This window comes from Azospirillum sp. B4 (assembly GCF_000333275.1).
Taxonomy (GTDB): Bacteria; Pseudomonadota; Alphaproteobacteria; order Azospirillales; family Azospirillaceae; genus Nitrospirillum.
This window is the reverse complement of sequence record NZ_BACU01000116.1, coordinates 24826-37976: the sequence shown is the minus strand read 5'-3', so window position 1 is coordinate 37976 and position 13151 is coordinate 24826. Positions and strand designations below refer to the sequence as shown.

At 67.7% G+C, this 13151-nt stretch carries 14 protein-coding genes; 6 read left to right on the top strand and 8 right to left on the bottom strand.

The features are described from left to right. On the top strand, positions 1 to 794 hold a 794-nt coding region (locus tag I55_RS05685; RefSeq protein WP_044559539.1), incomplete at its 5' end, for a sensor histidine kinase. Positions 795 to 867: 73 nt separating this feature from the next. After that, positions 868 to 2538, top strand: a complete 1671-nt coding sequence (locus I55_RS05680) for a peptide ABC transporter substrate-binding protein (protein ID WP_083900873.1) — start codon at positions 868 to 870, stop codon at positions 2536 to 2538. 2 nt (positions 2539 to 2540) lie between these two features. On the opposite strand, the gene I55_RS05675 is transcribed toward I55_RS05680, so the two are convergent. The 3 genes from I55_RS05675 to I55_RS05665 all read right to left on the bottom strand — a co-directional run bounded on the left by I55_RS05675 (position 2541) and on the right by I55_RS05665 (position 4618). Further along, positions 2541 to 2969: a hypothetical protein gene (locus I55_RS05675; RefSeq protein WP_148293586.1), complete on the bottom strand. Its 429-nt coding sequence runs from the start codon at positions 2967 to 2969 to the stop codon at positions 2541 to 2543. Positions 2970 to 3080: 111 nt separating this feature from the next. Beyond that, entirely contained in the window at positions 3081 to 4070 is a 990-nt protein-coding gene (locus I55_RS05670; protein ID WP_044559530.1) for an NAD(P)H-quinone oxidoreductase, read from the bottom strand. Beyond that, positions 4067 to 4618, bottom strand: a complete 552-nt coding sequence (locus I55_RS05665; RefSeq protein WP_044559529.1) for a hypothetical protein — start codon at positions 4616 to 4618, stop codon at positions 4067 to 4069. Before I55_RS05665 ends, I55_RS05670 begins: the two co-directional genes overlap by 4 nt. 147 nt (positions 4619 to 4765) lie before the next feature. Here I55_RS05665 and I55_RS05660 point away from each other — a divergent pair, with 147 nt between their 5' ends. Continuing rightward, positions 4766 to 5686, top strand: a complete 921-nt coding sequence (locus I55_RS05660; protein ID WP_044559528.1) for a LysR family transcriptional regulator — start codon at positions 4766 to 4768, stop codon at positions 5684 to 5686. A gap of 114 nt (positions 5687 to 5800) precedes the next feature. On the opposite strand, the gene rplS is transcribed toward I55_RS05660, so the two are convergent. The 5 genes from rplS to ffh form a co-directional block, all read right to left on the bottom strand. Beyond that, positions 5801 to 6187, bottom strand: coding sequence for a 50S ribosomal protein L19 (rplS, locus tag I55_RS05655; RefSeq protein ID WP_044559527.1), 387 nt, complete (start codon positions 6185 to 6187; stop codon positions 5801 to 5803). A gap of 43 nt (positions 6188 to 6230) precedes the next feature. Then, positions 6231 to 7064: a tRNA (guanosine(37)-N1)-methyltransferase TrmD gene (trmD, locus tag I55_RS05650; protein WP_083900872.1), complete on the bottom strand. Its 834-nt coding sequence runs from the start codon at positions 7062 to 7064 to the stop codon at positions 6231 to 6233. A gap of 4 nt (positions 7065 to 7068) precedes the next feature. After that, positions 7069 to 7710 carry a ribosome maturation factor RimM gene (gene rimM / locus I55_RS05645; RefSeq protein WP_044559526.1) on the bottom strand — a complete coding sequence of 214 codons (642 nt, stop codon included), beginning with the start codon at positions 7708 to 7710 and terminating at the stop codon, positions 7069 to 7071. A gap of 88 nt (positions 7711 to 7798) precedes the next feature. Next, positions 7799 to 8152 (bottom strand): 30S ribosomal protein S16, encoded by a 354-nt coding sequence (gene rpsP, locus I55_RS05640; protein WP_044559525.1) that lies wholly within the window; start codon positions 8150 to 8152, stop codon positions 7799 to 7801. A gap of 69 nt (positions 8153 to 8221) precedes the next feature. Further along, positions 8222 to 9577 carry a signal recognition particle protein gene (ffh, locus tag I55_RS05635; RefSeq protein ID WP_044559524.1) on the bottom strand — a complete coding sequence of 452 codons (1356 nt, stop codon included), beginning with the start codon at positions 9575 to 9577 and terminating at the stop codon, positions 8222 to 8224. 542 nt (positions 9578 to 10119) lie between these two features. On the opposite strand from ffh, the gene I55_RS38225 reads away from it, so the two are divergent. Genes I55_RS38225 through I55_RS05625 form a run of 3 tightly spaced genes read left to right on the top strand, consistent with a single transcriptional unit; the run spans position 10120 to position 13148 of the window. Continuing rightward, on the top strand, positions 10120 to 10920 hold the full coding sequence (locus I55_RS38225) for a pentapeptide repeat-containing protein (protein ID WP_252181029.1): 801 nt from the start codon (positions 10120 to 10122) through the stop codon (positions 10918 to 10920). Between the two features lie 21 nt (positions 10921 to 10941). Next, positions 10942 to 11427: a pentapeptide repeat-containing protein gene (locus I55_RS38220; protein ID WP_286364289.1), complete on the top strand. Its 486-nt coding sequence runs from the start codon at positions 10942 to 10944 to the stop codon at positions 11425 to 11427. Between the two features lie 53 nt (positions 11428 to 11480). After that, positions 11481 to 13148: a hypothetical protein gene (locus tag I55_RS05625; RefSeq protein WP_044559523.1), complete on the top strand. Its 1668-nt coding sequence runs from the start codon at positions 11481 to 11483 to the stop codon at positions 13146 to 13148. Positions 13149 to 13151: the final 3 nt, after the last annotated feature.

The window sequence follows — 13151 nt, the reverse complement described above, 5'->3', positions numbered from 1 at the left end:
GCGAGTTGGTGGCGGGCGTGGCGCATGAGCTGAACACCCCCGTCGGCATCAGTTACACGGCAGCCACCTTCCTCAGCGACCGGCTGCGGGAGTTCCAGGCCGAGCTGGCCCAAGGGGCACCCCGCCGCTCCGCGTTCATGGAGTTCCTGGATCTGGTGCGGGAAACGGCGGATCTCATGACCGTCAACGCCGGCCGCGCCTCGCGTCTGGTGCAGAGTTTCAAGAACATCGCCGTGGACCAGACCAACGACGAGCGGCGCCTATTGTCGCTGAAGTCCTATCTGGATGAGATCGCCACCAGCCTGAGCCCGCAGTGGAAGCGGCCGGGCCACACGCTGACCATCGATTGCCCGCCGGGCCTTGTGCTGGACACCTACCCGGGGGCGTTGAGCCAGGTGCTGACCAACCTGATCGTCAATGCCACCCTGCACGCCTATGCCCCCGGCCAGTCCGGCCGGCTGACCATCACCGCGTCCAGCCTGCCGCTGGCAGGGGGCGGAACGGCGGGTCGACCGCCGGTGGAGCATGTGGAGATCCTGTTCGCCGACGATGGCAAGGGCATCGCGCCCGAGGCGCTGCCCCGCGTCTTCGATCCATTCTTCACCACCCGGCGCGGGGCGGGCAGCACGGGCCTGGGGCTCAACATCGTCTTCAATCTGGTGACCCGTACCCTGGGCGGCCGCATCGAGGTCGACAGCGCGCCGGGCAAAGGCACGCGCTTTTTCCTGCGTCTGCCCAAGGTGGCGCCGCTGCCGGTGGCACCGGCCCCCCTCCCCGCGTCCGCCGACAGCTGACGCTTGCCGCGGCGGGGCGGCACCTCTACCGTGGTGGTCGGGGACAGGGTGCCGGGCTTGGGGGCTGTGCTTCATGCGGGGATCGTCGTGCTGCCGGTGCTGGTTATCCCGCCTGGCCTTGCTCGCTGGCCTCACCCTCCCTGGCGTCGCCCTTTCTGGGATCGCGAGGGCGGAGGCACCCCAGGCGCCAGGCAAGACCCTGGTGCGGGCCATTGGCGGCGGCACGGTCACACTGGACCCCCAACGCGCCGACCTGTCCTCGGAAAGCCTGGTGATCGACGATCTGCTGGAAGGCCTGCTGGCACCCGACGGGAAGGGGGGCGCCCGCCTGGCCTTGGCGGAAAGCTGGACGGTCTCCCCCGACGGCCGCATCTACACCTTCAAGCTGCGGGCGGACGCCAAATGGTCGGACGGCACGCCCGTCACGGCGGATGACTTCGTCTTCTCCTGGCGGCGTCTGGCCGACCCGCGCACGGGCGCACCGTACGCCTACTACATGTGGACCGTGGTGAACGGCGAAGGCATCGCCAAGGGCGCCATCAAGGATACGGCCCGCCTGGGCGTCAGGGCGCTGGATCCCCGCACCTTCCAGGTGGAACTGGTGCGCCCCACCGCTTATTTCGTGGCGATGCTGCAGCATCAGGCGCTGTTCGCCGTGCAGAAGGCCAGCGTCGAGGCCTACGGCGACGCGTTCACCCAGCCCGGCCACTACGTCTCCAGCGGTGCCTATGTTCTGGTGGAGAATGTGGCGCAGGATCACCTGACCCTGGCGCGCAACCCCGCCTATTACGACCTGGCCAAGGTCCGTATCGACACGGTGCGGGATTTGCCGCTGGAGGATCGCGAGGCGGAGACGCGGCTGTTCCGCGACGGCGGCCTCATGGCCACGTATGAACTGCCCATCGACCAGGTGGCCTGGGCGCGGTCCGCCCGTCCGGACGCCTTCGTCCGGTCCGACGCCTACGACACCTATTTCCTCAGCTTCAACCTGCGCAACGAACCGTGGAAGTCCCAGCCCAAGCTGCGCGAGGCGCTGACCCTGGCCGTGGACCGTGAAGGGCTGGCCACCCAAATTCTGGGTGGGGAGCAGCCAGCCTACAGCTATGTGCCGCCCTTGGCCGCCATCCCAGGTGACAAGGGGGCGGGTATCAGGGCGTATGAGCCCGGCTGGCCCGCCTGGCGGGGCATGAGCCAGGAGGCCCGCGACCAGCGGGCCCGGGCCTTGCTGGCCGAGACGGGCTACGGTCCCGGCGGTCACAGCCTGCCGGCGGTCAGCCTGCTGTATCCACGGGGGGGCAACTGGCGGGCCGTGGCGGCGGCGGTGGCCGCCCGCTGGCGGACGGCGCTGGGACTGGAGGTACGGCTGGATGAGCGGGATTTCCGTACCGTCATCACCCAGTCCAACGAAAAGTCCTTCCAGGACATGGTCTTCTCCTCCTGGATCGGCGACTACGCCGACCCCAACAGCTTCCTGGCGCTGATGCGCGGCGACGCGGGGCAGGAAAATACGGCCAGCTATCGCAACCCCCTGTTCGACGCCCTGATGGAAGAGGCGAACGGGGAGGCGGACCCCGACCGTCGCGCCGGCCTGCTGCGCCGGGCGGAACGGCTGATGATGGACGACACGCCGGTCATACCGCTGTTCCACAAGACCATGCGGCGACTGGTGTCGCCTCGCGTCAGCGGTTGGACGCCCAATCCCCTGGATCTCATCCCCAGCCGTTTCCTGGATGTGGTGCCCTAAACTTACGGCCCCTTGGTCACCGCCGGTCTGCGCGCGTTGGGGGCGGTGGCCGGTTGATCGGGCGCCGGCGGCATGTCCCAGCCATGGGCCAGCGTGCTGTCGGCCAGCGGGATATAGCCCTGGCCCAGATCCACGGGCATCTGGAAGCCCGACATGCCCGGCACGGGGCAGGAGGCGGACTTGGCCCGGAGGGCCCAGCCACCAGGCATGGGGCGATCCCAGACGAACACGGCGCAAGGGCCGCTGAGGGGCGGGCGGGGCGTATAGGTCTCATCGATCTGGAAACCGGGGTAGTTGCCCCGCACGCTGCCGGCCTCACCGGCGAAGGTCTGGGGTGTCAGGGGCGGCGGCGTGGGTGGAATCAGACCCGGCCCGGCACAGGCCGACAGCCCCAGCAGCACCCCGCCCACGCACCACCATCGCTGTGCCATGGCGCCCCCTTCCGCAGCCTATGCGCGTTCCCATCGGGTCGATGGAATGCGCGCCGACGGTGGCGGCCGTGGGGCGGGGCCATGGCGTTTTCAGGGCGGGGCCAGGTGCCTTCAGACACCATCGACCACCAGGACGATCTTCCCGAAGCCACCGCCGCTTTCCATGCGCTGGTGCGCCTCGGCGGCCCGTTCCAGCGGGAACATCCGGTCGATCACCGGCTTGACGTCGCCTCTGGCCAACCGGGGCAGGACGCCCGTGGCGAAGCGGGCGACCATGGCGCGCTTTTCCTCCAGCGTCCGCGACTTCATCACCGTGCCGATCAGGAGCAGGTGGTGGTGCAGCACCAAGTCGAGCGGGATCGTGGTGTCGGCGTCACCGCTCAGGACACCGACCTGGACCAGCCTGCCGCCGGGCGCCAGGCTGCGGAGGTTCCGCGCCAGATACTCACCACCGATGAAATCGATCACCGCGTGCACGCCCGCCGCTTTGGTGAAGCGGGCGATCTCTGCCTCAAAGTCCGCCGCATGATGGTCGATCACCTCCAAGGCGCCCAATTCGCGCACGTCCGCCGCCCGCCCGGCCGAGGCCGTCGCGTAGACAACGGCACCCAGGGACTTGGCGATCTGAACGGCTGCCGACCCGATGCCGCCGGCAGCCGCGTGGATCAGTACCCGCTGGCCGGCCTGGACACGGGCCAGGTGCGCCACCGCCTCCCAGGCGGTGACGAAAGCCTCCATGACCCCGGCCGCCTGGATCAGGGACAGCCTCTCCGGCACCCTGACGGCCATGTCGCGGTCCACCCGGGCCACCTCGGCATAGGCGCCGCCGCCGACGATGGCCATCACCTGGTCCCCGACCTGGATGTCCGTCACCGCTGGGCCGACCCCGATGACCTCGCCGGCCAGCTCGAGGCCCAGCAAGGGGCTCTCCCCGAAGGTCTGGTCGCCATAGAAGCCAGCGCGCTGCATCAGGTCGGCCCGGTTGACGCCCGCGGCGGCGACCCGGACCAGCAGGTCGTTGGGGCGCGGCTGCGGCAAGGGTGCCTCGACCAGCCGGAGCACATCCGGCGAGCCGAAGCGGTCATAGGCGATGGCCCTCACGACACGGCCCCATGGGTACGAAGAGCGTGCCGGGCGATGCTCTCGGCGAACAGCGGGGTTTCGCGGCGGTTGTGGTCGCCGCCAGCGGCCTGGCGCGCGGCGGCGGCATCCTCATAGGTGATGCCGTGCTGGGCCAGGAAACCCATGAAGGCGTCGGTCGGGCGGGCGGTGACGCGGTTGGTATAGCGGGTGCGCCCGTCCTCGGTCGCCTCGGCGATCAACTCCCAGACGACGTTCACCTGGGTGCGGCCGTTGGCGGTGAAGACGTCCGAGATCGAATTCATCCGGCAATAGGTCTTGCCCGCTTCCTCGGCCACATAGTGCTGCACGACCAAGCCCGTTCCGATCATCTCGACATTGATCGACATGCGCCGGCCGTCATCGGTGGTCGTCACGCCGGCGGCGATGTGGTCGGGCGAGCAGCAGCGCAGATATTCCGCCTCGGGCAGGGTGAACAGCCAGTTGGCAATGTCGATTTTTTCAATCGGAACATCGACTTCATGGCTGTAGGCCGATTGGGATAGGATGCGGTCTGGGATGATGGCCATGGCACTGTCTCCTGGTTGGGTCGGACCGGTGGGCGGAAGCGCCCCGTCCGATGGCCCAACCATGCGGCCAGCCGCGGCGCGTGATAACGCGGCCATTGCTCGAAATCGTTTTGCCCTTGGAGCAAAGGTGGCGGGGCGGAGGTGGGGATGAAGGATCCGAGGTTCGCCGAGTTCGTGGGCGTCTTCGTCGACGTCGTGCGCGCGGGAAGTTTCTCGGGCGCCGCGCGGCGGCGGGGCGTGACGCCTTCGGCCATCGTCCGGCAGATCGACGCCCTGGAACACGGCCTGGGTGTTCGGGTCCTGGTGCGCTCGACCCGGGCCCTGGCGGTGACGGATGCCGGCCAGCGGCTGTTCGAACGCGGCCAACGCTTGATCGATGACCTTGTCGACGTCCACGCCGAGATCGCCGCCTTCGACGGCGCGGTCGCCGGCGTCCTGCGGGTCGCCTGCTTTCCCACCTTCGGCAAGCGCTATGTTTTGCCAGTCGCGGGGGCCCTGATGCGGACGCATCCGGGGCTATCCGTGGAATTGGATCTGACCGAGCGGCTGGCCGATCCGGTGCGCGATCGTCTCGACGCCGTCGTCCGAATCGGGCAATTGGCCGACAGCGCCTTGATCGCCAGCAAGCTCGCCGACCAGTCCCGGCTGGTGGTCGCCGCCCCCGACTATCTGGCCCGGCAGGGCGTGCCCGGCGGCATCGGCGATCTGCGCGGCCACCGGTTGCTCGACAAGCTGCACGGTGCCGATCTTCTGGGCTGGGCTGACGTGCTGGGCGATGCGGCGGGCCAGCCGGACTGCGGCGAGGTCGTGTTCCGATCGGACGATTTCGAGGCCTTGCGCCTTGCCGCGCTGGAGGGCGTGGGCGTGGCCTTCCTTCCCGGCTGGGTGGTCGGGGCCGATGTCCGCGCTGGGGCTCTGTCACGCCTGGCGCTGGACCGGGAGCCTTGGAACCGGGACCCTCACGGTATTTTCCTGCTCAGGGCCCTGCAGGAGCCATCCGCCAAGCTGCGCGCCTTCATTGACGGCCTGCGCTCCGCCATCGGGTCTCCGCCCGTATGGGAGCCGTGAGGGCGCCGGGCCCTAAAGCGAAACCCCCCGCCGAACGGGTGTCCGGCGGGGGGCTCGTACTTGAAACCGAGGGCGACGGCGGACTTGGGGCCCGGCCGCCTGCCAAGGAAAGCCTTACTTGGCGTCCTTGTTCATGCCGCGACCGGTGGTGCGCTCGGTGATGCGGGCCGACTTGCCGCGGCGATCGCGCAGGTAGTACAGCTTGGCGCGGCGCACGTCACCCTTGCGGATGACTTCGATGCTGTCCAGGCGCGGGCTGTACAGGGGGAACACGCGCTCCACGCCTTCGCCGTAGCTGATCTTGCGGACGGTGAAGCTGGAGTTCACGCCGGCGTTGCGGCGGGCGATGACGACGCCTTCGTAGGCCTGCACGCGCTCACGCGAGCCTTCGACGACCTTCACGTTCACCTTCACGGTGTCGCCCGGGGAGAATTCCGGGACCGCACGGGCGGCGGTCAGCTTTTCAATCTGCTCTTGCTCGAGCTTCTGGATGATGTTCATGACTCAACACTCCAAATGATGACAATGGCCAGCCTCACGGCGGTCAATCCAGGTTCGACACAGGCGCCGTTTCCACGGGGGTGGAAACACCATCCTTTTCAATTGAGGCCTTGCGCCCATGTTTCGATTTGGGGCGTCGCCTCTTGGCTTCGACCTTGGGCCGGCTCTCCTCGTAGCGCTGCCACAGGTCCGGTCGCCGGTCCCTGGTGATGCGCTCCGCCTCGGCCAACCGCCAGGCTTTCACCTTCTCATGGTGCCCGGAGAGTAGAACCTCGGGCACCGCGCGGTCCTGCCAGACGGCCGGCCGCGTATAGTGGGGATACTCCAGCAATCCCCGCTCGAAACTCTCTTCGCCTGCCGTCTCGACGTTGCCCATGACACCCGGCAACAGCCGGACGCAGGCGTCGATCAGGCACAGCGCCGCAGGCTCCCCCCCGGACAGCACAAAATCCCCGAGGCTCACTTCCTCGAGGCCCTGCGCTTCCAGGACCCGTTCGTCCACCCCCTCGTACCGGCCGCACAGGATGGTGAGGGCCGGCGCCGATACGAGCTCCCGCACCAACGCCTGATCCAGCACACGTCCACGCGGCGAGAGGTAGATCGCCCGGCCCCGTTCCGCCTGTTCCTGGCTGAGTTGCTGCCGGCTGGCGGTCAGCGCCGCATCCAAAACATCGGGCCGCATGACCATACCTGGTCCGCCGCCGAACGGGGTGTCGTCCACGGAGCGATGCTTATCGCTCGCGAAAGACCGGATGTCCACTGATTCCAGCGACCATGTGCCATTTTCCAGTGCCTTGCCCGCCAGGCTCATGCCCAGCGGTCCCGGAAACATTTCCGGGAACAGGGTCAGCACCGTCACATGCCAGCCGGCCGCCATGGCATCAGGCCCCGGACGGTTCGTCGCCCTCGGCCTCGGGGGCCGCCAGCGCGTCTTCTTCCGAGGTCACGGCCTCATCGGCGGCGGGACCGCCCTCCATCTCGGCCAGTTCCTCCGGCGTGGGCTTCACCTTTTCGAACAAGCCGGCCGGGGGCTCCACCGTCACCAGACCCGCCTTCACGTCCACCACCGGCACGGCGGCGCGGGTGAAGGGGATGGTGACCGTCTTGCCTGAGGCCGCGTGCGCGATCTCCAGCATGTCTCCGCCACCGAAATCGTAGATGGCCTTGATCTCGCCGAAGGGCTCGCCGTCCGCGGTGGTCGCCACCAGGCCGATCAGGTCGGCGTGGTAGAACTCATCCTCGTCGTCGGTGGCGGGCAGCTGGCCGCGCTCGATGTACAGCCGTGTGCCCTTCAGGGCATCGGCGGCGTCACGGTCGCGCACGCCCTGCAGTTCCGCCAGGAAGTGATCCTTGCCCATGCCGGTCATGGTCAGGGCGAAGGTGCGGGCGCCCGATTCGTCGGACAGCTTGCCATAGGCGAACAGCGACTCCGGCACTGCCGTGAAGCTCTTCACCTTGACGCGGCCGCGCACCCCGTGGCTGCCGACGAACTGCCCGACGCAAATGCGCGTGGCGCTGGTCATAGATATGCTCTCCAAAGCCGAATGGTGTCCCAAAGGCGAACGGGGGCGGTTAGACCGCCCCCGTCACGAACCGATGGAACCCGGCCAATCAGCCTTCGGCGCTGGCGGCGGCAGCGGCGGCCAGCTTGGCGCGCTCCTGGGCCTTCGCCTTCGGGGCGGACTTCTTCGGGCTCTCGATGACCTTCGGCAGCTCGATGATGTTGGCGCGGCCCAGGAACAGGGCGACGCGATCGGTGGGCTGGGCGCCGACCGACAGCCAATGACGGGCGCGGTCTTCCTTCAGGACGATGCGCTCGGCATGCTCACGCGGCAGCATGGGGTTGTAGGTGCCGATCTTCTCGATGAAGTTGCCGTCGCGGGGCGAACGGCTGTCGGACACGACGATGCTGTAGAACGGGCGCTTCTTGGCGCCACCGCGGGACAGACGAATCTTGAGGGACATTTTTTTACTTCCTGACTTACGGTGTTGATTGAACTTAAGTGGTGAAACGCGAACTGAACCTGGCTGGGGTCAGCGGCCTTTGGGCATCAGGGCCGACAAGCCCTGGCGCATCAGCCCCTTTTTCCCCAGTTTCTTGAACTTGCGCATCATGTCGGCCATGTCCTGGTACTGCTTCAGCAGCCGGTTGACGTCGGCCACCGTGGTACCGGAGCCCAGCGCGATGCGCCGGCGCCGTGACGCGTTCAGCAATTTGATGTCGCGGCGCTCCTTCTGAGTCATGGAGGTGATGATCGCCTCCTGACGCTTCAGCATGCGCTCGTCGATGTTGGCCTTGGACAGCTGGTCCTTGATCTTGCCCACGCCCGGCAGCATGGACAGCATGCCGCCCATCCCGCCCATCTTCCGGATCTGGCGCAGCTGGGACAGCATGTCGTCCAGGTCGAAGTTGCCCTTCTCCATCTTCGCGGCAAGCTTCTCGGCTTCCTCGCGGTCGATGGTCTCGGCGGCCTTCTCCACCAGGCTGAGCACGTCGCCCATGCCCAGGATGCGGCCGGCGATGCGGTCGGGGTGGAAGGCTTCCAGCGCGTCGATCTTTTCGCCGGTGCCCAGCAGCTTGATGGGCCGGCCGGTGATCTGGCGCATCGACAGGGCGGCGCCGCCACGGGCGTCGCCATCAATGCGGGTCATGACGATGCCGGTGACGCCGACCTTGTCGTTGAAGTTGGTGGCGACGGTGACGGCGTCCTGGCCGGTCATGGCGTCCACCACCAGCAGGCTTTCCACCGGCCGGGTCACGTCACGGATGCGCACGACCTCATCCATCAACTCCTCGTCGATGGCGAGGCGGCCGGCGGTGTCCAGCATGACGACGTCATAGCCTTCCAGCCGGCCGACGCGCATGGCGCGCTGGGCGATGGTCACCGGGTCTTCGCCGGGGACGATGGGCAGGGTGGCCACGTCCACCTGTTCACCCAACACCCGCAGCTGTTCCTGGGCGGCCGGGCGTCGCGTGTCCAGCGACGCCATCAGCACCTTCTTCTTCTCGCGGGTCTTCAGCAGGCGGGCGATCTTGGCGGTGCTGGTGGTCTTGCCCGAGCCCTGCAGGCCCAGCATCAGCACCGGCACCGGCGCCTCGGCGTTGAGGTTGATGCCCTCGTTCTGTTCGCCCAGCATCTCGACCAGATGGTCGTGGACGATCTTGATGACCATCTGGCCGGGGGTGATGGAACGCAGCACCTCCTGCCCGACCGCTTTTTCCTTCACCCCGTTGATGAAGGACTTGACCACGGGCAGGGCGACGTCGGCCTCCAGCAGGGCCACGCGCACCTCGCGCAGCGCGGCGCCGACGTCCTCTTCGGTGAGGGCGCCGCGCCGACGCAGCCGGTCGAAGATGTCGCCGAGCCGTCCTGTCAAGCCGTCAAACATAACCCGTCCTGGCCATTGCCGTTCCGATTACCGTTCCCCGCCCCTTGGCGAAGCGTCCGATCAGGCCCATTTGCCCAAACGAAAAGCGCCAGTGCACGAAACTCGTGGACTGGCGGCGCGCCTGGGCGCGGGGTGCGGTCCGACCCCGGATCGAAACCCAGGGTCGAGGCTGGGCTATCTAGACCTGTGGCGGGCGCCTGTCAATCCTTGACGGTGGCGGTTCATGCATGACCGGCCCCCGTGCCGCCCGGTTGGTGGCAAAGGGCAGGGGATCCGGGAGAGCGGTATTAACCAAACCGGACGGTTGTCAGCGGCCTGTACACCTGTAATAGACGGGGGGACTTTCCCGCTATTTCGCCTAAAGCCTGCTTGTGGTTGTGCGCCCCCTCTTCCAGGGCGCGTTTAAGATAAGGTATGAACAGGTTATCGGGGTAGTCTTGTCAGTGCGCCATCCCGTGGCGATCAATTTGCGGGGCGGCGGCCCCGCGGAGGCTGGTATGTCAATGTCGTCCGGCAGAAATGCCGAACCCGAACGGTCAAGGATGAGCCAGACGGAGCTGCTGGCCATCGTTGGCAAGCATCGGGCATTTCTGACAAAGCAGCCCGGTGGTGTGCGTGCGAGCTTCAAGCTGCGTGACCTGTCCCACATGGATTTGTCGGGCCTGAACCTGGCGGAGGCCGACTTCTCAGGCGCCAAGCTGTTCGGCGCCCGCATGGTGGACTGCGTCCTCACCGGCGCGTCCCTCTATGCCGCCGATCTGCGTCTGGCCAATCTGGAACGGTCCGATCTGCGCCGGGCCGACCTGCGCGGCGCCTGCATGCGTGGCGCCGTGCTGAACCAGGCGTCCATGGCCGAGGCCGACCTGCGCGAAGGCACGATCATGCACGTCCGCAAGGATGGCAGCATCACCCCGCACGAGTTTGACGCCGTGCCCGTCCAGACGGAACTGTCGTGCGCCACCGTGGTGGGCGCCGATCTCAGCCGGGCCAAGCTGTCCAACACCTTCCTGGTGCAGTCGGACCTGACGGACTGCATCATGCGCGGCGCCAAGATGGCGCGGGCCAACCTGACCAACACCAACCTGACCGGCTGCGACCTGAAGGGGGCGGACCTGACGGGCGCCAACCTGACGGGCGCCAAGCTGCATGGCGCCGACCTGACGGGGGCGGAACTGGGGCTGGCCCGATTCGCCGGCGCCCTGATGATGGGCACCATCCTGGACGACAACGCGCGCCGCGCCGAGGAGGTGCTGGAGGGCATCCACGCCCCGACGCCGGAGGATGCGGGCCTGGACCTGTCGGCCATGCTGGTCCTGCATTCGGAATGGGTGGAGACAGGGTGACGCGACGGCGCCCGTGCCGACCTGTCCAGCCTGGATCTGAGCGGCGTCGACTTGGCCGGCGCCAACCTGTCGGCGGCCCTGCTGCACTGCGCGTGCCTGCGCAAAGCCAACCTGGTGGGCACCTCGCTGCCCATGGCCGACCTGTCGCTGGCCGATCTTCGCGACGCCAACCTCAGCCGCGCCGACCTGCGCGGCGCCTCGCTGGAGCGCGCCACCTTGAACGGTGCCCAACTGGTGCGGGCCGACCTGGGCCCGGTGCTGATCCAAAGCTCCACCGGCCGGCTGTGGAGCGCCAACCTGCACCGGGCGCGGCTGGATGGCGCCGACCTGTCCGGCGCCATGCTGAAGCGCGCCGTGCTGTCCCAATCCTCGCTGGTGGGGGCGGTGCTGAAGAATGCGGAGCTGTCGGACGCCAAGATGGCCGGCGCCGATTTACGCGACGTCGACCTGAACGACACGGACCTCGACGGCGCCGACATGGCGGACGTGGTCGGCATGATCCACTGACCTAGTTTCCTGTCTACCTTCCGACCTCTCCCGCCGTTCAATCGCCGGATCCCATGCTGTTGCCCACGCAAGACCGCACCGCCCGCCGCCTGGCGCTCAGCCTGTTGCTGGCCGGCCCCTTCCTGTTCGGCCTGTGGGCCGCGCTGTTGGGGCAGGACGGCAACTGGGACCTGCGCAACTATCATTGGTACAACGCCTACGCCTTCCTGACCGGACGGTGGGGAATGGACGTGGCGCCGGCCCAGGTGGCCAGCTTTTACAACCCCACGCTGGACCTGCCTTTCTTCCTGGCGGCGCAGGTGTGGCCGGCGCGGGTGGTGGAATTCCTGCTGGGCAGCATCCAGGGGGCCAACCTGGTGCTGCTGTACGGACTGGCCTGGATGGTGCAGCGCGCGGTGACTCCCGAACGTCGGCGCACCCTGGTGGCGCTGGCGGTGGCGGTCTGCGGCATGGTGGGTGGCGGCCAGGTGGGGTTGCTGGGCACCACCTTCTACGACAACGTCATCAGCCTGTTCGTCCTGGGTGGCGTGCTTGTCGCCATTGGGGGGGGCGGGGCGGCCTGGGGGCCGGATGCCGGACGCGCCTTCCGGCGGGTGGCGCTGGCCGGCCTGCTGGTAGGCAGCGGCGTGGGACTGAAGCAGCCCACCATCGTCTTCGCCGTGGGGACCTGCGCCGCCTTCCTGCTGGCCGGTGGCACACCCTGGCGGCGGCTGTTCCTGGCCTTCTTCTTCGGGGTGGGCGTGCTGGCCGGCATGGCGCTCTTCTCCGGCCATTGGATGTGGTTCCTGTGGAGCCATTTCCAGAACCCGCTGTTCCCCTATTTCAACAACGTCTTCCATTCCCCCTGGGGCACGCCCGACCCTTACCGGGATGACAAGTTCATCCCCAAGGGGGCCGTGGCCGCGGCGTTGTTCCCCCTGGCCTGGGCCATGGATCCCAAGCTGGTGGGCGAGATCGTCTTCCGCGACTACCGCGTCCTGGCCGCCTATGGCGTGCTGCTGGTGACGGGGGCGGTGATGCTGGTCGCCTGGGGCCGCACCCGGTCGATGGATGCCACCGCGCCGGCCCGCGCCCGGCGCTACCTGCTGCTGGCGGGCAGCTTGAGCTATCTGGTGTGGCTGAAACTGTTCGCCATCTACCGTTATCTGATTCCTCTGGAGATGCTGGCCCCGGTGCTGATCCTGGCGGCCATCTCCCTGTGGCCGGTGCCGGCCCGGGTGCGGGGCGCCGTCACGGCCGTCCTGCTGCTGCTGGTGACCGCGACCGCCCAGTCCGGCACCTGGGCCCGCGTGGCCTGGGGGAACCGGCCATGGAACGCCAAGGTGTCGGAGGTGCAGGCCCCGGCGCTGCCCCGGCCGGACCACACCGTCATGCTGATGACGGGCTATGCCCCCACCAGCTTCCTTATCCCAGGCTTTCCGCCGCAGATCCCCTTTCTGCGGCTGCAGAGCTATTTCATCCATCCCGACCAGGGCGACATCCTGCTGAACCGCCAGATGCGTCAGCGTATCAACCAGGGTATCGCCGATGGCGATGATTTTTATCTGCTGGTGGCGCACTGGGAGACCTGGACCATAGACCAGATTTTGCCACGCTATGGCCTCAAGGGCGCCGAGGAGCCCTGCCAGCCTGTCACCTCGACGCTGGATGAGCCAATGCTGTTGTGCCGCATCATACCGCTGCAACCTGCGGCGGACCGTGATATGAACCCCGTGAATTGACGC